The sequence below is a fragment of the Fictibacillus sp. FJAT-27399 genome, assembly GCF_001510655.1.
GTDB lineage: Bacteria > Bacillota > Bacilli > Bacillales > Fictibacillaceae > Fictibacillus_C > Fictibacillus_C marinisediminis.
Genome location: NZ_LMVC01000002.1, coordinates 1,772,547 through 1,797,267 on the forward strand (window position 1 = coordinate 1,772,547; position 24,721 = coordinate 1,797,267).

Annotated in this window: 19 protein-coding genes, 16 tRNA genes, 1 rRNA gene, 1 pseudogene and 1 other annotated feature (1 of these 38 running past the window's edge); of the genes and pseudogenes, 1 reads left to right on the plus strand and 36 read right to left on the minus strand. The window is 44.0% G+C overall.

Annotation, left to right across the window (positions count from 1 at the left end):
* Positions 1–5: 5 nt before the first annotated feature.
* From AR335_RS25225 to queG, 18 genes and pseudogenes are all read right to left on the minus strand, one after another.
* Positions 6–188, minus strand: a pseudogene (locus AR335_RS25225) (MerR family transcriptional regulator); the annotation flags it as partial.
* A gap of 87 nt (positions 189–275) precedes the next feature.
* Positions 276–659 carry a YidH family protein gene (locus AR335_RS14020; RefSeq protein ID WP_062236822.1) on the minus strand — a complete coding sequence of 128 codons (384 nt, stop codon included), beginning with the start codon at positions 657–659 and terminating at the stop codon, positions 276–278.
* A 72-nt stretch (positions 660–731) separates the two neighbouring features.
* A complete protein-coding gene (locus tag AR335_RS14025) occupies positions 732–2,477 on the minus strand; it encodes a phospho-sugar mutase (protein WP_062236825.1) in 1,746 nt (581 codons plus the stop codon).
* Positions 2,478–2,720: 243 nt separating this feature from the next.
* Positions 2,721–4,274, minus strand: a complete 1,554-nt coding sequence (locus AR335_RS14030) for a bifunctional GNAT family N-acetyltransferase/carbon-nitrogen hydrolase family protein (RefSeq protein WP_062236828.1) — start codon at positions 4,272–4,274, stop codon at positions 2,721–2,723.
* A 28-nt stretch (positions 4,275–4,302) separates the two neighbouring features.
* On the minus strand, positions 4,303–4,695 hold the full coding sequence (locus tag AR335_RS14035; protein ID WP_062237120.1) for a VOC family protein: 393 nt from the start codon (positions 4,693–4,695) through the stop codon (positions 4,303–4,305).
* A gap of 2 nt (positions 4,696–4,697) precedes the next feature.
* Positions 4,698–5,348, minus strand: a complete 651-nt coding sequence (locus tag AR335_RS14040) for an HAD family hydrolase (RefSeq protein ID WP_053355625.1) — start codon at positions 5,346–5,348, stop codon at positions 4,698–4,700.
* A gap of 205 nt (positions 5,349–5,553) precedes the next feature.
* Positions 5,554–6,420 (minus strand): ComEC/Rec2 family competence protein, encoded by an 867-nt coding sequence (locus AR335_RS14045; RefSeq protein WP_062236831.1) that lies wholly within the window; start codon positions 6,418–6,420, stop codon positions 5,554–5,556.
* A 102-nt stretch (positions 6,421–6,522) separates the two neighbouring features.
* Entirely contained in the window at positions 6,523–7,689 is a 1,167-nt protein-coding gene (gene yhbH, locus AR335_RS14050; protein WP_053355627.1) for a sporulation protein YhbH, read from the minus strand.
* Positions 7,690–8,101: 412 nt separating this feature from the next.
* Entirely contained in the window at positions 8,102–8,281 is a 180-nt protein-coding gene (locus AR335_RS14055; protein ID WP_053355628.1) for a FeoB-associated Cys-rich membrane protein, read from the minus strand.
* 26 nt (positions 8,282–8,307) lie between these two features.
* Positions 8,308–10,314 carry a ferrous iron transport protein B gene (gene feoB / locus AR335_RS14060; RefSeq protein ID WP_062236834.1) on the minus strand — a complete coding sequence of 669 codons (2,007 nt, stop codon included), beginning with the start codon at positions 10,312–10,314 and terminating at the stop codon, positions 8,308–8,310.
* Positions 10,311–10,538: a FeoA family protein gene (locus AR335_RS14065; protein ID WP_053355630.1), complete on the minus strand. Its 228-nt coding sequence runs from the start codon at positions 10,536–10,538 to the stop codon at positions 10,311–10,313. Before AR335_RS14065 ends, feoB begins: the two co-directional genes overlap by 4 nt.
* A 131-nt stretch (positions 10,539–10,669) precedes the next feature.
* A complete protein-coding gene (locus tag AR335_RS14070) occupies positions 10,670–10,855 on the minus strand; it encodes a hypothetical protein (RefSeq protein ID WP_053355631.1) in 186 nt (61 codons plus the stop codon).
* Positions 10,856–10,905: 50 nt separating this feature from the next.
* Entirely contained in the window at positions 10,906–11,463 is a 558-nt protein-coding gene (gene lepB / locus AR335_RS14075; RefSeq protein ID WP_053355632.1) for a signal peptidase I, read from the minus strand.
* Positions 11,464–11,656: 193 nt separating this feature from the next.
* On the minus strand, positions 11,657–13,552 hold the full coding sequence (locus tag AR335_RS14080; RefSeq protein WP_062236837.1) for a PrkA family serine protein kinase: 1,896 nt from the start codon (positions 13,550–13,552) through the stop codon (positions 11,657–11,659).
* 425 nt (positions 13,553–13,977) lie between these two features.
* Positions 13,978–14,451 (minus strand): tRNA (uridine(34)/cytosine(34)/5-carboxymethylaminomethyluridine(34)-2'-O)-methyltransferase TrmL, encoded by a 474-nt coding sequence (trmL, locus tag AR335_RS14085; RefSeq protein ID WP_053355634.1) that lies wholly within the window; start codon positions 14,449–14,451, stop codon positions 13,978–13,980.
* 74 nt (positions 14,452–14,525) lie between these two features.
* Complete coding sequence (locus tag AR335_RS14090) at positions 14,526–15,413, minus strand: amidase domain-containing protein (RefSeq protein WP_062236840.1); 888 nt, start codon at positions 15,411–15,413, stop codon at positions 14,526–14,528.
* Between the two features lie 80 nt (positions 15,414–15,493).
* Positions 15,494–16,033 (minus strand): methylated-DNA--[protein]-cysteine S-methyltransferase, encoded by a 540-nt coding sequence (locus tag AR335_RS14095; RefSeq protein ID WP_062236843.1) that lies wholly within the window; start codon positions 16,031–16,033, stop codon positions 15,494–15,496.
* 63 nt (positions 16,034–16,096) lie between these two features.
* Positions 16,097–17,242 (minus strand): tRNA epoxyqueuosine(34) reductase QueG, encoded by a 1,146-nt coding sequence (gene queG / locus AR335_RS14100; RefSeq protein ID WP_062236846.1) that lies wholly within the window; start codon positions 17,240–17,242, stop codon positions 16,097–16,099.
* A gap of 84 nt (positions 17,243–17,326) precedes the next feature.
* On the opposite strand from queG, the gene AR335_RS14105 reads away from it, so the two are divergent.
* Entirely contained in the window at positions 17,327–17,989 is a 663-nt protein-coding gene (locus AR335_RS14105) for a B3/B4 domain-containing protein (RefSeq protein ID WP_369795822.1), read from the plus strand.
* A 111-nt stretch (positions 17,990–18,100) separates the two neighbouring features.
* Here the strand turns inward: AR335_RS14105 and AR335_RS14110 are convergent, their stop codons facing one another.
* From AR335_RS14110 to rrf, 18 genes are all read right to left on the minus strand, one after another.
* Positions 18,101–20,896 carry a YhgE/Pip domain-containing protein gene (locus tag AR335_RS14110; RefSeq protein WP_062236850.1) on the minus strand — a complete coding sequence of 932 codons (2,796 nt, stop codon included), beginning with the start codon at positions 20,894–20,896 and terminating at the stop codon, positions 18,101–18,103.
* A gap of 215 nt (positions 20,897–21,111) precedes the next feature.
* A tRNA-Leu gene (locus AR335_RS14115) sits at positions 21,112–21,196 on the minus strand.
* A gap of 39 nt (positions 21,197–21,235) precedes the next feature.
* A tRNA-Leu gene (locus AR335_RS14120) sits at positions 21,236–21,324 on the minus strand.
* Between the two features lie 17 nt (positions 21,325–21,341).
* Positions 21,342–21,416: transfer RNA gene (locus AR335_RS14125), tRNA-Cys, on the minus strand.
* 19 nt (positions 21,417–21,435) lie between these two features.
* A tRNA-Gly gene (locus AR335_RS14130) sits at positions 21,436–21,510 on the minus strand.
* Between the two features lie 5 nt (positions 21,511–21,515).
* Positions 21,516–21,590 (minus strand) — tRNA-Gln (locus tag AR335_RS14135).
* Between the two features lie 5 nt (positions 21,591–21,595).
* Positions 21,596–21,671, minus strand: a tRNA-His gene (locus tag AR335_RS14140).
* Between the two features lie 4 nt (positions 21,672–21,675).
* Positions 21,676–21,749 (minus strand) — tRNA-Trp (locus tag AR335_RS14145).
* Positions 21,750–21,778: 29 nt separating this feature from the next.
* Positions 21,779–21,862 (minus strand) — tRNA-Tyr (locus AR335_RS14150).
* Positions 21,863–21,940: 78 nt separating this feature from the next.
* Positions 21,941–22,016 (minus strand) — tRNA-Thr (locus tag AR335_RS14155).
* An 8-nt stretch (positions 22,017–22,024) separates the two neighbouring features.
* Positions 22,025–22,100 (minus strand) — tRNA-Phe (locus AR335_RS14160).
* A gap of 4 nt (positions 22,101–22,104) precedes the next feature.
* Positions 22,105–22,180, minus strand: a tRNA-Asp gene (locus tag AR335_RS14165).
* Between the two features lie 4 nt (positions 22,181–22,184).
* Positions 22,185–22,261: transfer RNA gene (locus AR335_RS14170), tRNA-Met, on the minus strand.
* 92 nt (positions 22,262–22,353) lie between these two features.
* Positions 22,354–22,429, minus strand: a tRNA-Val gene (locus tag AR335_RS14175).
* A 51-nt stretch (positions 22,430–22,480) separates the two neighbouring features.
* Positions 22,481–22,555, minus strand: a tRNA-Glu gene (locus AR335_RS14180).
* A gap of 16 nt (positions 22,556–22,571) precedes the next feature.
* Positions 22,572–22,663: transfer RNA gene (locus AR335_RS14185), tRNA-Ser, on the minus strand.
* Between the two features lie 6 nt (positions 22,664–22,669).
* Positions 22,670–22,744: transfer RNA gene (locus AR335_RS14190), tRNA-Asn, on the minus strand.
* A gap of 9 nt (positions 22,745–22,753) precedes the next feature.
* Positions 22,754–22,869, minus strand: a 5S ribosomal RNA gene (gene rrf / locus AR335_RS14195).
* 158 nt (positions 22,870–23,027) lie between these two features.
* Positions 23,028–24,721: a sequence feature (mutual gap in cmsearch alignment for this rRNA model is longer than 100), on the minus strand (it continues 1,343 nt past the right edge of the window).

Consider the following 24,721-nt stretch of genomic DNA (forward strand, 5'->3'; position numbering starts at 1 on the left):
TTTTCTTTAATCTTCTCTAAAGGCAGGTGCTGTTTCTTATAATAATTGATCCACGTAAGCTGCTGTAGGGCTTCTTCACTGTAAAACCGATAATTGGATTGGGAACGTTCAGCCTTTAACAGGCCTAGTTTTGTATAATAATCAATGGTTCTTTTTGAAACGCCTGCTAATTCTGCTAGTTCGCTGATACGAAACTTCCCAAATCAATCACCCCAATGCATAGATAATAAGTAATTTTACAGAATTAGAACCATACAGTCAAACGTTTCAGTTACTTATAGAATATTCCGCATGAGAAAATAACTTACCATCAGAATACTCATGACAATAACGAGGGAAATTGAAACCACAAAAACCATTCGAATCGGTGACTGGAACGTTTGATCATTGATTCGTTTTCGTTTATTGAAATAATCGACAGTCGCAAAGATAATGGTAGCCATTCCTAGCAAAAAAGCGATAAACCCAACAGCTGCCACCACCTGATCCTCAATCCGAAAAACTTTGATCTGCATTGTAAAGTGAAGATTTAAGAATACAAACCCTATGCCAGCCATAGCAATGGCCGTCCGAATCCAAGCGAGATATGTCCGCTCATTGGCCAGATGCTGCTGGATGTACCTAGAATCAATCGTTGCTTTCCTGTCTTGTTTATCCATATAAAATCTCCCTGTTATTGTTCCTGATCTGAAAAAAGCAGTTCCGGATCCCGGGACTGCTTTTTACTATTTTTATTGGGCTGCTGCAATAAGCTGATGGACGTGATTCATAACGTCAGTCTTCAGCTCACGCAGCAAGGTTTCACTGCTGCTGAAGGAGTCTGATTTGACGGCAAAGTAAAACTTGATCTTCGGTTCTGTCCCTGAAGGCCGCAAACAGAACCATGAACCGTCACGCAATACATATTTTAAGACGTTGGATGCTGGCAGGTGAATGCTGCTTTCCTCTTTAGATGCCAGCTTGGTTCTCGTCCCTGTGCTGTAATCCTCAACAAACAATATCTCTTTACCCGCCATTTCCACTGGGGGACTGGCTCTGAACGAGTCTAATATATGGTGGATCTGTTCGGCTCCTGCTTTGCCTTTTAGCGTTAATGATTCAAGTCCTTCTAAGTGATATCCATAAGTATCAAATACATCCAAGAGGCCCTCATACATGGTTTTCCCTTGTTTCTTATAGAAAGCTGCAACTTCAGCAGCAAGGAGGCAGGCCTGTACGGCGTCCTTGTCGCGCACAAAATCCCCTATTAAATATCCGTAGCTTTCTTCATATCCAAACAGAAAAGTATGCTCTCCTGTCTTCTCATATTCCTTAATCTTCTCACCGATGAATTTAAATCCGGTGAGTGTATCGATGGTTTTCAGGCCAAACGAGCTCGTGATTTCTCTTCCCAGCTCTGACGTTACGATGGTTTTAAGCACAACCCCTTTAGGGCAGAGCGAGCCTTGAGCCTGTTTTTGTGAAAGAAGGTAATGAAGCATGAGTGCACCTGTCTGATTGCCTGTAAGAACAACATACTCACCTTCCAGGTTTTTCACCGCTACACCAACACGATCTGCGTCAGGGTCGGTAGCAAGCAGGATGTCTGCATCTTTTTCTATTCCATATTCAATAGCAAGTTCAAATGCTGCATGCTCCTCAGGGTTAGGTGATTTTACAGTAGAAAAATCCGGATCTGGCTGTTCCTGCTCTTTTACAACAGTAACATTTTTAAAGCCGATGGCATCAAGTCCGTTCCTTACGGGGTGATTGGCAGTCCCATGAAGAGGTGTAAATACAATGCTCAAATCCTGCATCTCATGGACGAGATCCGGATTTACGGTAATTCTTTTTAATTGCTCAAGATAAGCCTCATCAATTTCTTCTCCGACCATTTGGATGAGCCCTTCCGCTTTTAACTGCTCTTCAGGCACAACAGAGATAGCCAGTTCATTTTCGATTTCTTCAACTTTTTCTGTTAAGAGATCCGCTTCATTCGGTGGAAGCTGCCCTCCATCTGCTCCATATACTTTGTATCCGTTATACTCAGGAGGATTGTGGCTGGCTGTAATGACGATTCCGCTGAACGCCTTTAAATAGCGGACCGCAAAAGAAAGCACAGGTGTTGGTCTCAAGCTTTCAAATACATAGGTTAGAATTCCTTTTGATGCTAATGTACTTGCAGCCTCCATCGCAAATTCAGGTGATTTATGCCTTGAGTCATAGGCGATGACCACACCCCTCGCCTTTGCTTTCTCCCCTTGTGATTCAATAAAACTTGCAAGGCCTGCTGACGCCTTGCGGATTGTATATGTATTCATACGGTTCGTACCAGGGCCGATTTCGCCTCTCATACCTCCGGTGCCAAATTCGAGGTTCTTATAAAAGGAATCCTCAAGGCCGGTTTCCGTTTCTTTTAATTTCTCGAGCTGAAGCTGAAGCTCTTCGTCAAGATTCGGTTCATTCAGCCATTTTTCATATGCAGTCTTCCAGTTCATTACGGAATCTCCTCCTTTTAGGTGCGGGTCTACTCCCTCTATAATTCTTTACCGAGCATGTTTTCCCTTCTCATTCGGGAAATTCTCAATAGCATTTTTATTATAACGCAGTGCTAGAGCCACGAAAACTGTTTTCGACACGCCGTTATCTTTTGCCTTATGATCTGATGTCCTGCGACAATATTTCCCGGTAAATAAAAATTTATAAGCAAAAACGACAGGAAATTTCCTGCCGCTTTATTTTCAACCTTTACTTTTACTCTTTTGAACCACTTCATAAAGATCCAGTCTGCGGTTACGAAGCTGAGTGACGTTTCCTGTCTTGCGCTGTCTGCGCAAGATCTCAAGGTCAACGTCCCCGACCACCACTGTTTCGATGTTCGGATGGCACTCACCAACAATTCCGTCCCGAGGGAAAGCAAAATCAGAAGGCGTAAAGATTCCAGACTGCGCATACTGGATATCCATATTCTCAACTTGGGAAAGGTTGCCGACCGTTCCTGCTATGACAGTGTAGATCTCATTTTCGACTGCTCTTGCCTGTGAGCAGTATCTTACCCGGACATACCCCTGTCTGTCTTCTGTACAGAACGGCGTGAAGATAATGTTAGCTCCCATGTCTGTAACAATTCGGGACAATTCAGGGAACTCGATATCATAACAGATCAGAATGGAGATCTTACCGCAATCTGTATCAAATACTTGTACCTTGTCCCCAGGTGTAATCCCCCACCATTTTCTTTCATTCGGCGTAATGTGGATCTTATACTGCTTCTCGATTGTCCCGTCTCTGCGGAATAAGTACGCCACATTATAGATGTTTCCATCCTCTTCAACGAAGTGGGAGCCGCCGATAATATTAACGTTATAACGGACAGCGAGATTAGTAAAGAGCTCAATGTAATCCTCTGTAAACTCTGTTAAACGCCTGATGGCTTGGCTAGGGCTTTTTTCTTCACAAAATGATAAAAGCTGAGTTGTCAGGAGTTCAGGAAAGACCGCAAAGTCAGAGCCCTGATCGGCTGCAACATCTGTATAATATTCTACTTGTGTAGCAAAGTCTTCAAACGATCCGATGGTTTTCATCATGTATTGAATAGCCGTGATACGGATCGGTTCACTCGTTTTAAAATGCCTTCTCGTATTATGCGGATGGTAATCAACGTTATTCCATTCCATTAAAGTCGCATACTCTTTAGACTGTTTATCATCCGGAAGATAATGGCGGTTGATCCTCATGACAGTAAAACCATTCATCAGCTGGAACGTCAGTACCGGATCGTAGATATTGTGGTGAATCACTTCTTTTACATAATCTCTCGGCGTCATTTCACTCGAATGTTTGTAATAGTTAGGAATGCGTCCACCAAGGATAATACTTTTCAGGTTCCACTCTTCAGCCAGTTCTTTTCTCGCTTCATAAAGACGCTTTCCGATCTTCATCCTTCGGTATTCCGGATGAACCATAACTTCTATGCCGTATAGGTTATAGCCATTGGGGTTATGGTTGGTAATGTACCCCTCATCAGTGATCTCGTCCCAAGTATGCTGGTCATCATATTCATCAAAGTTAACGATCAGACTTGAACAGCTGCCAATGATTTTTCCCTCGTATGTAACTACAAACTGACCTTCAGGAAAAATGTCCAGATGGCTTTCAAGCTGCTCGCGCTTCCACGGCTCCATGTGATCTGGGAAACAGGTTTTCTGCAATTCAAGTATTTCATCTATATCATTGTATTGTATATTCCTAAGCTCAATCTTCTTTTCAAATTTGGAAACATCAACTTCGCTCAATGGATTCACTCCTATCCTTTTTCATGCATCAGATCCAATTGCTCATTCTCTCAGCCAAAGAGCCTGTGTTAAGCTCCAGCTGTATGCCATCAGGATCCAAAAAATTAACGCAGCGTCCTCCGCCTCGTTCTAAAGGGCCTCTGATAATTTTTACTTCGTTAGCTATAAGGATTTCAACTGCTTGATCAAAATCTGCTTCAAGTACAGTGAAAGCCGCATGGTCTATACCTGCTGATACCCTATCCGCTTTCTTAGCTTCTCCCCGTTCCATTAAACAAATCCACACTGGCCCCCACTCGAGATATGCGTCAGTCCGCCCTCTGTGAACAAGCTCAGCTTTTAATATATTTTGATAAAAAATCAGCGATCGGCTTAAATTTCCAACAGCAAAAGTTAGGTGATTGACCCCCTGGATTTTGATCATCAGAATCTGTTCATCAGTTCCTTCAACTGTACTTCTGCCAATGATTCCATCTGGTGATCTACATCTCCAAATGCAAGTCCCTTTGTTACTTCATTTGGAATGACCACGCAATAAAGCCCTGCTGCCTTTGCTGCTCTCGCTCCATTTGCCGAATCCTCAAACGCGATCGCTTCATTGGGTTTAACCCCAAGGCATTTTACGGCTTCCAAATACAGTGCCGGATCTGGTTTTACATGTTCCACATCATCCGCTGTTTTAAGGCAGTCAAAATAGGAAAGCAAATTTAATTTTTCCAGGTGCCCCGTTACCCACTGACGTGAGGAACTGGTTGCCAATGCTATTTTCAGACCGAGTTCTTTAGCAGCTTCAAGATAGTCTTCCACTCCCGGCAAGGGTTTTTCACCCTCGAGCATGGATAGTACCCGCTCATGATGCTTGGCACGCAAGCCCTTTCTATCGACCTTCTTGTTGATTTGTTCTTCAAGGTATTCAAAGGGATCCAGAAAATCTTTTGTTCCGATGCATTGCTGCCATAACTCTAAGGGCATATTGCAAGAATGCTCAGTAAAAATTTCTTGAATGGCATTATATACACTCGTCTCCGAATCTAAGATAAGCCCATCAAAGTCAAAGACTACAGCTTTTATCATTTGCTTCCCATCCTCCCTTTTCATATCTTTATTTTCTTATCCCTGCCCCAAAAGTGCAAGGGAGAAGCCTTTTTTAGAAAAACGCAAGTGCCCAGCTAAAATCCGACAAGCACTGGAGCTAGACATTACTCCTATGCAAACTATATTTTATCCTACCTTAACCTACAAAATCACAAAAAAACAAGACAGCCCAAAGCAGGCTGCCTTATTTAAATCCGTTCGTTCGAAACGTAATTTTATTTCCGTTGCTGATAGCCGTTATGACTCCGAGCTGATCGGTTCTGTAGATGGTCATATTCAGTCTTTCCAGACGGAACAGCACTTCTTTTGATGGATAATGATAGGGATTATTGTTTCCTACCGAGATCATAGCTGTCTTCGCATGGACTGCTTTTAAAAACGCCATCGTTGTTCCCGTATTTGCTCCATGATGACCTATTTTAATGACATTTGCTTTTAAATCCTTTTTGGATGACAGCAGTTCCTTTTCCGATTCCATTCCAGCGTCAGCCATCAGCAAAAAGCGGTTTTTCCCGTGTGTAATTCTTAAGACCGCAGAGTAATCATTAATGTATTTATAATAAGCAGAACCAGGTGCAAGCATATCAACCTTCACCGAAAAACCAAAACGGAATTTGGTTCCTGCCTTGGCACGTTCTACCGGGATGTTCTTTTCGTTAATAATTTTGAAAAGATCGTGATAATAAGCGGTATCATACGGAAGATTGGGCATATAAATCTTTTTCACATTAAAATTGCGGATCACATCGTCCATCGATCCGATATGGTCATGGTGAGGATGCGTGGCCACCAAAACGTCTATGTCTACAACTCCCTGGCTTTGCAAGTACCGGATGATCTCAGGTCCATCATTTTCATCGCCGGCATCAACAAGCATATTTCTCCCATTCGGCATCTGAATCAGGATGCAATCCGCCTGACCGACATCTAAGAAATGCACCTTAAGCGGTTCAAACCACGCAGCACTTGCGATCTTAGGGGAGATGCACAACACAGCAGCAGATAGAATAACCGCTAACACTATCTGCTTCATGATTCGAATAACATTCAACGACTCCGTCCCCTCCCATTTGGTTATGAATTAGTTATATGTAACTTTCCTGCATAATAAAAGAAAACCCATTATCCAATACATGGATAATGGGTTAGCAGCTTATTTTGCTGCTTCTCTTTTTCTGAAAAAGCTTTTCATGGAATGATATACATCTGCTTTTTCTTTAAGAATATAATAATTGAATTTAGGATCTGTGATGTTTTTATACACACTCATCAAAGTGGAATGGCGGTTATAGGCATTGACCTCGCCATATCCAAACATATTACTGTGCTCCATAATTTCCTGCACAAGCTTAACGCAACGAGCATTGTCGCTTGTCAGATTATCACCGTCTGAAAAATGAAAAGGATAAATATTAAACCGTGATGGTGAATACTTTGTTTCAATTAATTCCAGGGCTTTACGATAAGCTGACGAACAAATCGTTCCTCCGCTCTCCCCTTTTGAAAAGAAATCTTCTTCTGTTACAACTTTCGCTTCTGTATGATGAGCAATAAATTCAATTTCCACTGTTTCGTATTTGGAACGCAAAAAACGGGTCATCCAAAAGAAAAAACTTCTTGCCATGTATTTTTCCCAAATCCCCATTGATCCTGATGTATCCATCATAGCAAGGACGACAGCTTTTGATTCCGGTTTTACGACTTCATTCCAGGTTTTAAAACGCAGGTCGTCGTTATAAATGGGTGCTATTGCCGGTTTTCCTTTTAAGGCATTGCGCTTAAAAGCAGTTAGAATGGTGCGTTTCTTATCTACGTTCCCCATTAATCCAGTCTTGCGAATATCGTTGAACTCAACCTTTTCCAGAACGATATTGTCCTGTTCTTTTTGTTTTAAATCCGGCAATTCCAGCTCTTTAAACAAAAATTCCTGAAGCTCTGCAAGTGATACTTCCGCTTCCGAATAATCGGCTCCCGGCTTGTCGCCTGCCTGGCCTTTGCCCTTTCCAGCTCCAGCCTGGTTTCCGTTCCCATCTCTCGCCACCACGTCTCCTACCTGGCTGTCACCGTCCCCCTGCCCTACATGCTTATTCTTCTCATAATTGTATCGGATTTTGTATTCATCCAGGGAACGGATTGGTATTTTAATAACATCACGCCCATTGGATAGAATAATGTTTTCTTCACTGATTAGATCTGGCAGGTTGTTTTTAATGGCCTCCTGGACCTTTTCCATGTGTCTCTGATGATCCTGATAGCCTTTGCGGTGGAGGGACCAGTTCTCTTGAGAAACGGCAAAATTGTTTTTAGCTTCCTCGCTCATTATTTCCCCTCCTTCTTTTTTAATTGGCTCATTATTTTATTTGAATGAAATCGGGTCAATTGATAAAAGAACCACCCGCTTTTGAATTGAAAAAGGGTTGGTTACTTTATCCTATGCAGTACAAGATGAGAATTGCTAAGTAATTGACACATTTTTCAATCTATTGAGATAAGCGTAGGTTTGCTCAACAAGAAGCAGGACCCTTAAGTCTTTTTCTTTGGGTACGGGGGGCTGTATCGCAAGTGAAAAAGTCTGAATTTCCAGTTAGTTACAATTAAACGCTAGTTTGGCTCAATTATTTCGAATTAGAATCAATTAATCATCCGATTGGCTCAATTTAGATTTTCGCTCAATTCCATCGTCAAACGGCACAAAAAAAGCACCCCATGAAGAACATGGAATGCTTTGAAAGTTATTTATTGTAGTTTGAAAAGGCAACTTTATCATCCATCATATCACTGCATGCGGACTGGCAGCCTTTCTTCAATGCACAGGTTGCGCATTTTCCTTGTTTGCTCTTTTTTACAAATCGGAAAATGGTGAAGCCTGCATATCCAAAAATAAGTAAGCCGAGCAAAATATTAAGCAGCATTCATTATCCCTACTTTCCGTTAAAACTTAAAAACCGAGCAGCTTTCCGCCCTGGTAGATCACCAATGAAACCAGGTAAGCGATGATAAGGGCGTAGATAATCGAAAACCATGTCCATTTAGTTGATCCGGTTTCCTTTTTGATTACGGCAACCGTTGCAAGACAAGGGACGTACAGCAGTAAAAATGCCATGAAGCTATAAGCCGCTAATGGAGTGAAGTGGTGCGCCATCACGCCCTGCAGTGTGTGAAGATCAGGTGCCACATAAATAATATTCATCGTGGATACGACAACTTCTTTGGCGAGGAATCCTGTCAGTAAAGCAGCTCCCGCCTGCCAGCTGCCAAATCCAATCGGTTCAAACAATGGAGCGAGCACTCCGCCGATCATGGCCAGGAAGCTCTTATTCATTTCAACGTCAAAACCGGACGGACCTGCATAACTCAGGAACCAGATCACGACCGATCCTCCAAAGATAAAGGTTCCGGCTTTCCTAACAAACCCCTTCCCTTTTTCCCATGTATTCCTCATGAGCGTACGCCATTGTGGAATGCGGTAAGGAGGAAGCTCGATCACGAACATCGAACTCTCTTCCTTAAGTATGGTTGAAGAGAAAAGCTTGGCCAGAGTCAGTGCAATCAGAATTCCCAATAGGTAAAGAGAGAGCACTATAAGCGCCTGATTTTGTGTAAAGAACGCTCCCACAAACAGGCTGTAAACAGACAGCCGTGCGGAACAGGACATCAACGGCGTTAATATAATGGTTAAGAGGCGTTCCTTTGGCTGCTCAATCGTTCTCGCTGCCATAATTCCAGGAACGTTGCATCCAAAACCGATAATCATGGGGATAAACGCTTTCCCATTCAAACCGATGCTCTCTAACGTCTTATCCATAACCATGGCAATCCTCGCCATGTATCCTGAATCTTCAATGAAAGAGATCAGGAAGAAAAGGATCATGATCTGGGGTACAAATACAAGAACTCCTCCCACTCCAGCCACGATGCCATCCAGAATCACTGCCTGGATAAATGAAGAAGCACCGGCTGCTTGCAGGATGGATTTCAATGTATCTGTTAAAGGACCCGTCAGGAATCCATCGAGCATATCAGAAATTGGACTCCCAAGCCAATCAAATGTGAGTTTGAAAATGAAGTACATGAAAAAAATAAAAATAGGAATACCTAAAAATTTGTTCGTTACGATGTTATCAATGCGATCGGATAATGTATATTTTACGTCTTTCCCTTTTATTAAGGAGACGTCCACAATATCCTGGATGTAGGCGGCTCGGACAGCTCGTATAAAATACGGCAATGATTTAGCCTTTTCTTCGCTTTGAATACGTTGTTCTGTCACTGCGAGCAGCGTCTGGAGCTCTTCCTCTGCAATATACGATTGAAGCAATGTGCGCACGACATCATTTCCTTCAAAGAACTGAAGAGCAAGCCATCGCTTAGGCGGCAAGCCGTCAATGTCAGGAATTTTAGCCGCTAATTGATCCATTGCTTTTTCAAGTATACTGCCATAGGAAATATATAAAGGCTGATTCACTTGCTGCTCGTTGGTCAACAGCCCCGCCAGCTCTTTGCAGCCAGAACCTGTTCTGGCGACGATTGGAAGAACAGGGCTATTCAGCTTTTCAGACAGCTTTTTTTCATCAATTGAGATCCCGCGGCCTTTAGCAACGTCCACCATGTTAAGGCCAATGACTACGGGCTTGCCATATTCGAGAAGCTGAATCGTTAAGTATAAGTTACGTTCAAGCTGTGAAGCATCAACGATATTTAAAACCATGGAAAATTGTTCTTCAATCAGGAAACGGGTTGCAACCCCTTCATCTTTTGAAAGCGGGTTAAGTGAATAGATTCCGGGCAGATCAATCAAGTGCCCTTTTTTATTGTTCAGCATTCCGACTTTCTTTTCTACGGTTACACCTGACCAGTTTCCTACATATTCGTAAGAATTCGTTAGGATGTTAAACAAAGATGTCTTTCCGGTATTCGGGTTACCGGCTAGTGCGATTTCAATCATGAATGGCAGACCTGTATCATTTTTGCTTCACTTCTGCGGATCCCAACCCATTGTCCGCCTGCTTCAACAGCAAAAGGCCCTCCAAACGGAAGAATTCTTTTGATGATGATTTCCGTTCCTTCCATGATTCCCAAATCAAGCAGTCTTCTGCGTACCAATGTATTCACAAGCTCTGTATTTATGATTTTTGCTTTTCCGCCAGCTCTAATATCCGTTAAAACCATATTTTAGCACCCCTGAGAGAATGATAATTATTATCAATGTATATTCTCATTATATGAGATTCATTCTCAATAGTAAACAGGCAATTTTCATTCTAATCAAAAAACCTGCTTCGGTTACCCGAAACAGGTTTTTACTGGTTATTCTTCTTTTTATTGTTATGTTCATACTGCGCAGGGTCAGGCGTTTTTCCGCGTTTCTCTACATCCTCATTCGTGGACATTTTCTCCATTACCTTTCCATGTTCCTTCATTTCTTTAAAGTTTGGAGTCATGGAGCTGTTTTTTGGTTTTTCTGTATAATCCTGTTCTCTGGACATATACCATCACCTCTTACGTGCACTATTCCCTTATTCTAATCTCAATAAACTTACTTGATAACTTCAAGCTCTTTTACAGGCCAATAGCGCAGGTTTACTTCACCCACTATTTTTTTCATATCGATCAGCCCGATATGGCGGCTGTCAATGCTGTGCAGCCGATTATCTCCCATAACAAAGACTTTTCCTTTTGGAATGACCTTTTGGCCGGTTACTTCTTCCAATGTAAAATCACCTGTCAGATTCCCGCTTGTAATATGCTTCTTGTAATCATCTAAATAGGGCTCATCAATTTGTTTGCCATTGATATAAAGGTGATCATTTTGATAGGCAATCCGCTCACCCGGCATGCCAATCACCCGTTTAATATAGTCCTCTTTCGCATTCGCATGAAACACAATCAAATCAAACCGTTTAGGCTCACCAAGATTGTAGCCTAATTTATTTACAATCAGCCTGTTTCCATTTTGAATGGTCGGCATCATGGATTCTCCATAAACTACGTACTGTTCAAATAAAAATTTCTTTATCAGCAACGCTAGTATAAGTGCTATTCCAATGGCTTTGATCCAATCCCATAATTGGCTGCTATCCTCCCTGGAACTCATCCTTTCACTTCCTTTTTGTTAGCGTTTAGTATCAATTTACCACTATAGTTTATCATAATACAAGGTATTCTCTTTCTAAGTCCCCTTTATTCTTTTATAATCCACATATTCTTTTGCCTTGGGCCATACTTCTGGGCAAGACTTTATAAAAAAAAACGCATCCTATGAAATCATAGGGATGCGTTTTTAATAACTAGCGGTTTAAAAGGCTTCCTACATACCTTAGGAGTTCGTTCGCTGATGTCGTATTGTACCCATGGTCTTCGACGAGGCGGGCTATGACTTCATTTACCTTTTTGAGCTGTGTTTCATCAGGTGTCTTTGAAGAAGTCGTAATTTTAACAACATCTTTCAAATCTGCAAACAGCTTCTTCTGGATTGCTTCTCTTAAGCGTTCGTGGGAATTATAATCAAATTTCTTTCCTTTTCTCGCATAAGCGGAAATTCGGATTAAAATTTCTTCCCGGAATGCTTTCTTCGCATTTTCAGAGATTCCAATCTGTTCTTCAATAGACCGCATCAGCTTTTCGTCCGGGCTCATCTCTTCCCCAGTCAGCGGGTCTCTCAGTTTATTTTTATTGCAATAAGCTTCCACATTGTCGAGGTAATTATCCATCAGTGTTTTTGCAGATTCTTCATAAGAATAAACAAAGGCTTTCTGAACTTCTTTCTTCGCAATCTCATCATATTCCTTTCGTGCCAGGGAGATAAAATTAATAAAGCGCTCTTTATCCTCTTTCGTAATCGAAGCATGGTGGTCCAGTCCATCCTTCATAGAGCGGAGAACATCGAGTGCGTTGATCGATGGAATGTCTTTGCGGATGATGGCAGAAGAGATCCTGTTAATGACGTAACGAGGATCGATTCCGCTCATTCCCTCATCCGAAAACTCCTTCTGCAGCTCTTCCAGATCGATATGGTTGTAGCCTTCCACGATCTCACCGTCATACAGCCTCATTTTCTTGATCAGGTCCATACCCTGCTTCTTTGAGTCCTTCAAACGGGTTAGTATTGAGAAAATCGCTGCAACTCTCAAGGCATGAGGAGCAATGTGGACATGGGACATATCACTGTCTTTGATCATCTTTCCATAGATGCGTTCTTCTTCAGAAACCCTTAGGTTGTACGGAACTCCCATAACGATAATCCTGGAGTGTAAAGCTTCATTTTTCTTATTGGCGATAAATGACCGGTATTCCGATTCATTCGTATGAGCGACAATCAATTCATCCGCAGAGATCAGCGCAAATCGTCCCGCTTTAAAGTTGCCTTCCTGAGTAAGAGATAATAAATGCCAGAGGAACTTTTCATCACACTTCAGCATTTCCTGAAACTCCATCATCCCCCGGTTCGCCTTATTCAGCTCTCCATCAAAGCGGTACGCACGGGGATCTGATTCTGATCCGAACTCTGCGATCGTTGAAAAATCAATACTTCCTGTTAAATCAGCAATATCCTGTGATTTCGGATCGGATGGACTGAATGTTCCAATCCCTGTCCTTTTATCTTCGGAAAAAAAGATTCGTTCAACCATCACATCTTCAATGCAATTATCATACTCTTTTTCAAGCCTCATCGTGTTTAAAGGGGACAGGCTGCCTTCGATCCTGATGCCATAATCTTCAAAAAAATCCCCACGCAGATGATGAGGAATCAAATGCAATGGATCCTCATGCATCGGGCAGCCTTTGATGGCAAATACCGCTCCTCCATCTGTTTTCGAATATTTCTCCAGACCTCGTTTCAGCATGGTAACAATCGTGGATTTCCCTCCGGAAACAGGCCCCATCAGTAAAAGTATCCTTTTTCGAACATCCAACCGTTTAGCTGCAGGATGGAAATACTCCTCTACCAGCCTTTCGATTGAATCCTCTAGCCCAAAAATCTGGTTGGTGAAAAAGTTATACCTTTTGGCTCCATTCACTTCCTCTATTCCTGCATCTTTAATCATATTATAGACTCGGGAATGAGCGGACTGAGCGACATAAGGGCGTTCCTTTAAAATCTCAAGGTATTCTCCGAAGGTACCTTCCCAGGCAAGACGCCTCTCCTCTTCACGGTGCAATTGGATTTTACTTAAAATATCCATGTGTACCCCCTTGCGTAGTGTTTGCATCCTTCGTTTGTTAATCTACTTTATGCGAGGATGTCCCCAATCATTCAAGTTGTTTTTTGTTTTTCCGATAGAAAAACTTTGATGTAGCAGTACCAAAAATGATAGTGGTTTTAGTATTGTTATGTGTCATGACGATGGATTAGTCTTGATATTTTCAAGCTTGTTTTTTACACCAGTTTTACGTTGTGCGGATACAGTGGTTTCGATATAATAAAGAAAGGATATGGAAAATTGCACCCAAAGGAGGAGATCGCATGAGTTTCATCCTTATACTAGGAGTTATGCTCGCGTTCTTAACCGCCATTTTCACTGCGGGATACAATGACAATCCCGGAGCAAAATAAGCTGTACATATAAAAAAACGCCCCAATATGGGACGTTTTTTTATTTTTTTTGCGCTAATCCAATGTTGGAAACTCCTGCTGTCTCAATGCTTCATAAATTAAAATCGCTGCGGTATTGGACAGGTTCAGTGAGCGAATGTTCTCGTTCATCGGCAGTCTGAAACAGCGTTCCTCATTTGCCTTAAGCAGCTCTTGCGGCAATCCGGTCGTCTCACGGCCGAACACAAAAAAGTGATCGCGTGATGACTCGCTGTAATTCATATCGCAGTAGCGCTGTTTTCCGAATTTGGTAATATAGTAATACAATCCTTCTGGAAAACACTCGAACAGTTCCTCCAGAGAATCATAATAATGAACATCAACGTGTTCCCAGTAATCCAGTCCTGCCCTCTTCAACTGTTTATCATCCGTTGAAAATCCAAGCGGACGGATCAGATGCAGAGATGTTCCTGTTCCCGCACATGTACGGGCAATATTTCCGGTATTGGCCGGGATCAGGGGCTGATAAAGAACGACATGTAAACCCAAAACTCTCACCTCGAATGCTTATTCCTCCATTATTATAGCACTTTTATCGGAATATAGCCTTGAGGCACACGTTTTTACACAATATGAAAAAACTTATATTTGATTTGCGGGGTATAGGCGGTGGAATCCTCGTACTTCCAAAACCTCATCCGGCTGTCTGTTGAATGTGCATTGACCAGCGGCTCTCCAGAAGAATCCTTGGCTACCACAATCGTTGTATGCTGCCAATGCCCGTCACCATCAAAATCATAGCAGATGACGTCACCTGGCATAAGCTGGCTCGCTGAAGACACCTCCCTCGCCTGCAGCTGTGATTTGGAGCCGCTCAAATACCATCTCATGGCGTTAGCTACCGTCCAGCTGTAGCTCCAGTCATGATGTTTAAACCACCATCCCTTTGAACGGGTGCCATGATGGACCATAGGAATGCCCCCGCCAGCATGAAGACACTGTGAGATATAGTTTGTACAATCGACATCAAAGGATTTGAAGGAAGGGTTATACGTATTCCACCATCTTTCCGCGTACCTTACTGCCGCCAGCCGGTCATACGGCTGCTTTCGAAGGACGGGAGACTCAGTCTCTCTTTCGATCTTTACTTTTTCTTTATGCTGCCCTTCAGGATTTAACACTTTATCACTGATCAGCTGATCTTCTTTAAAGACCGCTCTCCTCTCCTGGGTCCATTCTTCTACATAAAAATCATAACCATGCCTGATCAGGTTACTGAAGTGAAGAATGTAATCCACCTGACGAAGATCATCAAAGCTGGAATGCCTAAGAACCTGTGCTTCTACATTATTGTTAACAAGGACGGCATTTCTCTCATGCAATGCCTGTTTTTTACGGGCAAAACTCTCCCTTTCTTCCAATGGCAAATAAACACTATCAGTCCACTTTTCGTTGACCATCCAATCGGTCAGCCGCTGAATATAGAACTTCAGATGCTCAAGCCAGTACATAGGCCACCCCCGTGTTGCAAAATTAACGTACTATCAGCATATGAAACAGAGCCAAAAAAAAAGAACCGTTTAAAAACGGTTCATGAGGTCTTTGGTATAATGTTTTGAAGTTCAATGTTTAAAAGAAGTTCTTTTTTATCCAATCCGCCGCCATAGCCTACAAGCGCACCATTGCTTCCAACTACCCGGTGGCATGGAATAACGATGGGGACTGGGTTTTTATTGTTTGCGCTGCCTACAGCTCTCACTGCTTTCGGGGCGCCTATTCCCTGTGCGATATCCTTATAGGAGCATGTAGCGCCATAAGGAATTCCCTTCAGTTGCTCCCAAACTTTAATTTGAAAAGGAGTGCCATACAGGTCTAATGGAATAGAAAACTCCTGCAGTGTACCGCTGAAGTAGCTCTCAAGCTGCCCAACAATCTTCTGCAGCTGTCCTGGTGAATGAATCAGTTCCCCCTTAAGGTAGTTCTTCGACATCCAGGATTGAAGGGATGGTAAATTTTCTTCAAGGCTCCCAAAGTCAATCCGGCAAACACCATTTTCGGTTGCAATAATAGTCAGGAGGCCAATCGGGCTTTTCATTTCCTCATATGAGAATAATGTTTTTATATTACACATAAAAATCCCTTCTTTTATTTTCTTAATGATTTCTATACTAACGGACATGTTCCTGTGATGCGATTAGTAAATTCCGTGATTTTCAAGTAAATTCAGCCCTTTATCGATTTCTGCAGCCACATTTCCGTCTTTTTCTCGTTCTTTTGCCGCATTAAGATGATTTCTTGCGTTCACTGCCCCTATTTTCCCTAGAGCCCAGGCCGCTGTTCCCCTAATTACTGGTCTAGGGTCTTCATTCATCAGCTGGACGAGTTCATCTGCAGCCGATTCATCTTTAAAATGAGCAAGGGCAAGAATAGCATTTCGCTGGATCGGTTTCTTCCCTCTCCATGAGCCGGAGACATGGTCGAAATTTTCCTTGAACTCCCGGTTGCTCATATGAAGGATCGGCTTTAATAAAGGCTTCGCTATCTCAGGATCCGGTTCCATCTCCTGATGAAGATGGAAATCCTTCCTCTTATTTTTCGGGCATACCGTCTGGCAGGTATCACAGCCATATAAACGGTTTCCTATTTTTTCACGGTATTGGTCAGGAAGAAAATCCTTGGTTTGTGTTAAGAAAGCAATACATTTATTGGAGTCCAGCTGTCCTCCCTGTACAAGAGCTCCAGTTGGGCATGCATCGATACAAATCGTGCAATCTCCGCATTGATCGGTAATCGGTGTATCGGGAGGCAGGTATACGGTAGTCAGCAATTCGCCCAGATACACATAAGAACCGAACTCCGGTGTGATGGTGGCACAATTCTTTGCGCTCCATCCAATCCCCGCACGCTCTGCAACAGCACGATCGGACAATTCCCCGGTATCGACCATTGACATCACCTCTGCTTCCGGAACCTTTTCTGTAATAAAGGCCTCTAACAGCCGGAGCTTCTCACGCAAGATGTGGTGATAATCCACTCCCCAAGATGCCCTGCAGAAAATCCCTCTGCGTGCACCTTTTACACTGCGGGGAGCATCTTTCATTTTTGAGGGATAAGCTAGAGCGATGGATATAATGGTATGTGCACCTTCCATCAAAAGCTGAGGGTTCGTTCTCTTTTCAATGTCTTCTTCTTCAAACCCTGATTGATAACCGAGCTCCTGCTGCTGGATAAGCCTTTCCTTCAATTCAGTAAAAACATCTGAAGAAGCAAATCCAATTTTGTCGATACCAATTGATTTACTATATGCAATAAGTTCTTCTTTAAACTGGGCGCCTGTCATAACTGTACCTCCTTTCTTCATAAAAGGATTTCTTCATCTATGGTAAACTATCTATAAAATACATTGATAAGCCAAGGTGATCTGATGATAAAACTAGCAGAGGATATTAAAAAGCTTGTCCCTTCCTTTAAACTGGGAACAATACTATATCATGATATCGTGATTGGAGAATCACCGCAAATGCTAAAGGGCAGATTCCAATTATTTCTTGAATCGCTGAAAATGGATGCTGAGCAGCTCACCATCGCTGACCATACCGGCATTCAGGAATGGAGAACAACCTTCAAGGCGCTTTCCATGGATCCCTCAAGATACAGGCCTTCAGCAGAAGCCCTGCTTCGCAGAGTATACGGTGGGAAGGACATAGGTTTGGTCAATTCAGCGGTAGACGTTAATAATTTCTTTTCTCTTCAATATGGTGTACCTATAGGCATTTATAATGCAGGTGTGCTGGCCGGAGATATTGAAGTAAGGATGGGGAATCCAGAGGATCAATACGAGGGATTAAACGGCCGTTTAATGAACATGGAGGGCAAACTGCTATCCTCTGATGCCAACGGCCCGTTTGGCAGTCCAATCGTTGACTCCAAGCGCACAATGACTTCCCCTGATGTGACAAGTGCGCTCCAGATCGTTTACTTGCGCCCTTCCATGTCAACAGAAGAAGCAGCCAAGCTACTGGCTGCGATTGAAAAAATGTTTATCCAGATTCATGGCGGTTCTGCAGAATCTTTTATCGTTCAATAAAAAAAGCGCAGTACTTCATTTAAAACGAAGTACTGCGCTAAAACCTACAACTGCCTTGATTCAATATAGTCCCAAACTTCAAATAATATGACAACCTGTTATATTATTTTTTTATGCTCTCAGTCCTGCTGTGTCATCTTGTGACTTATAACTTCCGCTGCTTATAAGCATGACTGCAAACGCCAGAAGAGCAAATACTGCAAGATAGATAAACAGGACACTTGCATTAAATAAGGCGGTTCCTGGAGCATCCAGAGATAGAACAGACTTAAATCCTGCAATGCTGTACCTAAACGGCAGGAACTCACTTAAAGTCCGCATATTGGCAGGGAGCATGTCAATTGGAAGATTCGCTCCTGTAATGGAAAGCTGGAGCACAACAAATGCCAGTCCAAGAAACCGTCCAATCACTCCTAGTGCAGCAAAGAAGCTGACAATTGCAGAAAATACGATACTAACAAAAATAGCGAATAGAACAAATCCTGCCGGGTTCTCAACGTTTACTGCCAAGACCATAACAACAATGGAAAGCAGCAAAGCTTGAGCAATAGCCAGAACGGATAAATTCATAAACTTTGCACCGAACCAGGCAGCTGCTGATACGTCTTCCGGTCTTTTGAAATTCATGAACAGGGACATGATCAAAATTCCGGCAAACAATGCAAGTGTTAATACATAAGGAGCTGTTGAATCACGATAATGCGGATATTTGAACACCTTATCGCTCTTTAATTTCACTGGTGAAGCAAACATGTTGAAATTCTTCTGTTCAGGGGTTTTCAGGCTGCTTGTTTTAGCTGCTCCATCTTTCAATCCCGAAGCCAGTTCAGCTGAACCATCATTCAGTTTTTGGGCACCATCATTTAACCGGGTGACACCTGAAGTTAAATCTCCCCATCCTTTTTCCACTGTTGCATTTCCATCACTAACCTGCATCGTTCCTGAATGGATTTTATTTGCACCTGATGTGAGGTCTTTCCACCCTTTATCAACGTCTGCGTTTCCATCGCTGACCTGTCCAGACCCGGCATATAGTTTACTTGTACCGTCAGTCAGCTTATGCCATCCTTTATTGACATCGGCATTCCCATCTCTCACCTGGACTTGTCCATCATGGATTTGGGTTGTGGCACCTTTTAGGTCCTTCCATCCTTTATTCACTGAAGCATTTCCGTCTGATATTTGGCCTGCGCCTGCATCAAGCTTCGTAACACCATCCGTCATCGTCCCCCAGCCCTTATTGACGGTTGCGTTGCCGGCTGCAATCTGTGACGTGCCTGCATGAAGGTCACCGACTTTAGTTACCATGGTATTCCAGCCATCTTTAATTTGCTGAGTTCCATTTTTTAATGCTGGCACCTTCTCGTTGAGCAGTCCTACACCATTATCAATAGTTCTTTGGCCTTGAACCAGTTGCTTTATCCCATCTGCAACTGATAAATTACTTGGTACATCATGTTCAGTTAGTGTTGCAGCAATGCCATTTGCACCCTGTTGTAGTTTTTCTAACTTTATCTTATTTTCCGGCTTATTGGCGGCATCAGATAAAGCTTTACCTGTTCCTACGATTTTTTGCAATTTAGGATCATTTTGCAATTCAGGGTGTTCTTTTAAAAATGCCTGTAGATCAGAGGATAATTGCTGCAAGCCCCCTCCTAATGCTTGTGATTGAGCGGTAACATCACCAATGCCAGCTGCGACCTGCTGACTTATAGGCAATACCTTTTCTTTAAGAGCACCTTGTGTCTGTTCTAAACCTTTTAACAGGTCAGATGTTCCTTTTTTAAGGTCAGGTATCTTTTGATTTAGCAAATCTGCACCAGCTGCCAAATCCGCAACACCTTGCTGTTTTTCCTTGAGATTGTCTAGCAGCAATCCTGTCCCCTCATTCGCAGCTTGTGATCCTGCCGCTAAAGCAGCTATGTTTTTTGAGCCGCCTTTTAATGAAGTTAAAAGTTCATCTGTTCCATTTTTAAGAGTCTGTGAGCCGTCAGCAAGACGTTTGATATCTCCCTGCTTAGCAGTCAATGACTGGAGCATTTGTCCTGTGCCTTTTTCCAAATCACTCGTTCCGTCCGCTAGCTTTTTAATATCACCCTGCTTGCCTGTCAAGGATTGAAGCATTTGTCCAAGGCCATTGTTGACCTGCGCCGAGCCATTGGCTAATTTGGTAATATCATTCTGCTTTCCAGACAGGGATTGAAACATCTGCCCTGTTCCTTTTTCAAGTTCTTTCGCCCCTGCAGCAAGTCTGGATATATCGCCTGATTTATTTGTAAGCGATTCCAAAAGTGTGCCGGTTCCTTTCTGTAAATCAGATGTGCCTCCATTTAGCTTTGAAGAACCGTCTGCAGCCGTTTGAAACCCGTCAGACACATCTTTCAGGCTGACAAACATATTGTTCACGTATTTCTCCGTAATCCGGTCTGCCAGCTTTTCCCGGATCTGTGCTGTCGCGCTCTTTGTAACCTGTGCAGCCATAAAGTTTAAACCTTCATTCTGCACATACTTCAATTCCGGTTTTTGAGGATCGGTTGAGAGAACGGTCGTTACCTTCTTAGAGAAATCTTTGGGGATTTCAATGACCATGTAATACTTCAAACTCTTCAACCCGCTTTTCGCCTCATCGGAATCAACAAATTTCCAGCCGAGGTCTTTTCCTTTTTCCAGATCAGCGACTAAATCCTTTCCTGCATTAATCGCATCACCATCTGTATCAGCTCCCTGATCGTTGTTAACGACCGCTACCGGCAGGTTTGACAGGTTGTCATATGGCCCCCACCTAGGAGACAAGAGTATCCCGCCGTACACAACAGGTACGAGCAAGGTGATAATGACTGAAATCAGCAGCCCTTTTTTCGCTGCCAAGCCAGCCATCTCCGCCTTGAACAAACTAAAGACCTTCATCCGCTATTCCCCCATGCTTAAGATTAAAATAAAATACAGGCGAAGGGCTTATGACCAATCACCTATATTAACACTAATTATTCTAATAAATGACAAAAAAATCCTTTCTTTTTATGTCTGAAAATTAAAAATATTTTTTATGAACAAAAAAAGAGATCTGAAGTTAATTCAGATCTCTTAGCAGCCCTTTAGACAAAGGGAATATTCATTATGTATGGTACCGGTGGTCGGGGTCGAACCGACACTCCCAAGGGAACACGATTTTGAGTCGTGCGCGTCTGCCAATTCCGCCACACCGGCATGCAATTAATCATTAGGCAGTTAAGTTATAAAATATTATGGTGCCGAGGGCCGGACTCGAACCGGCACGATAGTCACCTACCGCAGGATTTTAAGTCCTGTGTGTCTGCCAATTCCACCACCCCGGCGCAGGGGAATTATGTAGTGGAGGCGGCAACCGGATTCGAACCGGTGGATAAGGGTTTTGCAGACCCTGGCCTTACCACTTGGCTATGCCGCCAGAAACAAACAAGATAATATGGAGCGGAAGACGGGATTCGAACCCGCGACCCCAACCTTGGCAAGGTTGTATTCTACCACTGAACTACTTCCGCATTGATGGCTGGGCTAGCAGGATTCGAACCTACGAGTGACGGAGTCAAAGTCCGTTGCCTTACCACTTGGCTATAGCCCATCATATGGGGCGACTGATGGGAATTGAACCCACGAATGCCGGAATCACAATCCGGTGCGTTAACCACTTCGCCACAATCGCCACATGGCAGGGGCAGTAGGAATTGAACCCACACCAAAGGTTTTGGAGACCTTCGTTCTACCTTTAAACTATGCCCCTAAATTGTTAATGTGCAACTAAAATTTAGATGGTGGAGGGGGACGGATTCGAACCGCCGAACCCAAAGGAGCGGATTTACAGTCCGCCGCGTTTAGCCACTTCGCTACCCCTCCATGAGAGACAAATCCTATTTTAATACAAATTCATCTATTCTTCAAGAAGAAATTTCTTACAGTTCTTGAAAAGAAAAGTGGTGCCGGCTAGAGGACTTGAACCCCCAACCTACTGATTACAAGTCAGTTGCTCTACCAATTGAGCTAAACCGGCAAAAAAAATGGTGGCTCGAGACGGAATCGAACCGCCGACACGAGGATTTTCAGTCCTCTGCTCTACCGACTGAGCTATCGAGCCAAAATGGCGGACCCGACCGGGGTCGAACCGGCGATCTCCTGCGTGACAGGCAGGCATGTTAACCACTACACCACGAGTCCATTTTGGTTGCGGGGACAGGATTTGAACCTGCGACCTTTGGGTTATGAGCCCAACGAGCTACCAGACTGCTCCACCCCGCGATAATATTAAGCTTACGGACGATATGTCCGAGTTAATGACTGCCTCTTCCTCTACAAGCAAATTCTTGAATGTAGAAAAAGTTAAGTATTAATGGTGGAGGATGACGGGTTCGAACCGCCGACCCCCTGCTTGTAAGGCAGGTGCTCTCCCAGCTGAGCTAATCCTCCGAATAAGTTATATGTATAAAAAATGGTTTTTTTCGTTATTACGAAAAAAATTGGTGACCCGTACGGGATTCGAACCCGTGTTACCGCCGTGAAAGGGCGGTGTCTTAACCGCTTGACCAACGGGCCATACGTTGAAAAGTTATGGCGGAGAGCAAGGGATTTGAACCCTTGATACGGCGGTAACCGTATACACGATTTCCAATCGTGCTCCTTCGGCCACTCGGACAGCTCTCCAAAATATGGCTCCACAGGTAGGACTCGAACCTACGACCGATCGGTTAACAGCCGATAGCTCTACCACTGAGCTACTGTGGAATAATATAAGCCTGGCAACGTCCTACTCTTACAGGGGGAAGCCCCCAACTACCATCGGCGCTGAAGAGCTTAACTTCCGTGTTCGGTATGGGAACGGGTGTGACCTCTTCGCTATCGCCACCAGACATATTTTGAGGTATATTCCCTCAAAACTAGATAACTTCTTCATCCAAACTTTCACTGATGCGGTCGTTTCAATCCCTCCTACGAACACCAAAAACGTGTTCTCGTCAGGATCTCCAACGCTTGTCGGATATAAACGGTTCATACCGCTTTTGTTAATAAGGATAAGCCCTCGACCGATTAGTATCTGTCAGCTCCACGTGTCACCACGCTTCCACACCAGACCTATCAACCTCATCATCTCTAAGGGGTCTTACTCACTTGACGTGATGGGAAATCTCATCTTGAGGGGGGCTTCATGCTTAGATGCTTTCAGCACTTATCCCGTCCACACGTAGCTACCCAGCTATGCCCCTGGCGGAACAACTGGTACACCAGCGGTGTGTCCATCCCGGTCCTCTCGTACTAAGGACAGCTCCTCTCAAATTTCCTGCGCCCGCGACGGATAGGGACCGAACTGTCTCACGACGTTCTGAACCCAGCTCGCGTACCGCTTTAATGGGCGAACAGCCCAACCCTTGGGACCTACTTCAGCCCCAGGATGCGATGAGCCGACATCGAGGTGCCAAACCTCCCCGTCGATGTGGACTCTTGGGGGAGATAAGCCTGTTATCCCCAGGGTAGCTTTTATCCGTTGAGCGATGGCCCTTCCATGCGGAACCACCGGATCACTAAGCCCGACTTTCGTCCCTGCTCGACTTGTAGGTCTCGCAGTCAAGCTCCCTTGTGCCTTTACACTCTGCGAATGATTTCCAACCATTCTGAGGGAACCTTTGGGCGCCTCCGTTACAATTTAGGAGGCGACCGCCCCAGTCAAACTGCCCACCTGACACTGTCTCCGAACCGGATCACGGTTCCAGGTTAGAATTTCAATACAGTCAGGGTAGTATCCCACCGACGCCTCCATCGAAGCTGGCGCTCCGACTTCCCAGGCTCCTACCTATCCTGTACAAACTGTACCAAAATCCAATATCAAGCTGCAGTAAAGCTCCATGGGGTCTTTCCGTCCTGTCGCGGGTAACCTGCATCTTCACAGGTACTATAATTTCACCGGGTCTCTCGTTGAGACAGTATCCAAGTCGTTACACCTTTCGTGCGGGTCGGAACTTACCCGACAAGGAATTTCGCTACCTTAGGACCGTTATAGTTACGGCCGCCGTTTACTGGGGCTTCAATTCAGAGCTTCTCCCGTAAGGGATAACCCCTCCTCTTAACCTTCCAGCACCGGGCAGGTGTCAGCCCCTATACTTCGCCTTGCGGCTTCGCAGAGACCTGTGTTTTTGCTAAACAGTCGCTTGGATCTATTCACTGCGGCTCTCTCGGGCGTTAACCCTATCAGAGCACCCCTTCTCCCGAAGTTACGGGGTCATTTTGCCGAGTTCCTTAACGAGAGTTCTCCCGATCATCTTAGGATTCTCTCCTCGCCTACCTGTGTCGGTTTGCGGTACGGGCACCTCTTTCCTCACTAGAGGCTTTTCTTGGCAGTGTAGGATCAGGGACTTCGGTACTGTAATTTCCCTCGCCGTCACAGCTCAGCCTTCACGATTGCGGGATTTGCCTCACAATCAGCCTAACTGCTTAGACGCGCATTTCCAATCGCGCGCTCTCCCTACCTTCCTGCGTCCCCCCGTCGTTCAAACGGAAAGGAGGTGGTACAGGAATTTCAACCTGTTGGCCATCGCCTACGCCTTTCGGCCTCGGCTTAGGTCCCGACTAACCCTGAGCGGACGAGCCTTCCTCAGGAAACCTTAGGCTTTCGATGGACAAGATTCTCACTTGTCTTTCGCTACTCATACCGGCATTCTCACTTCAAAGCGCTCCACCAGTCCTTCCGGTCTGACTTCACCGCACACT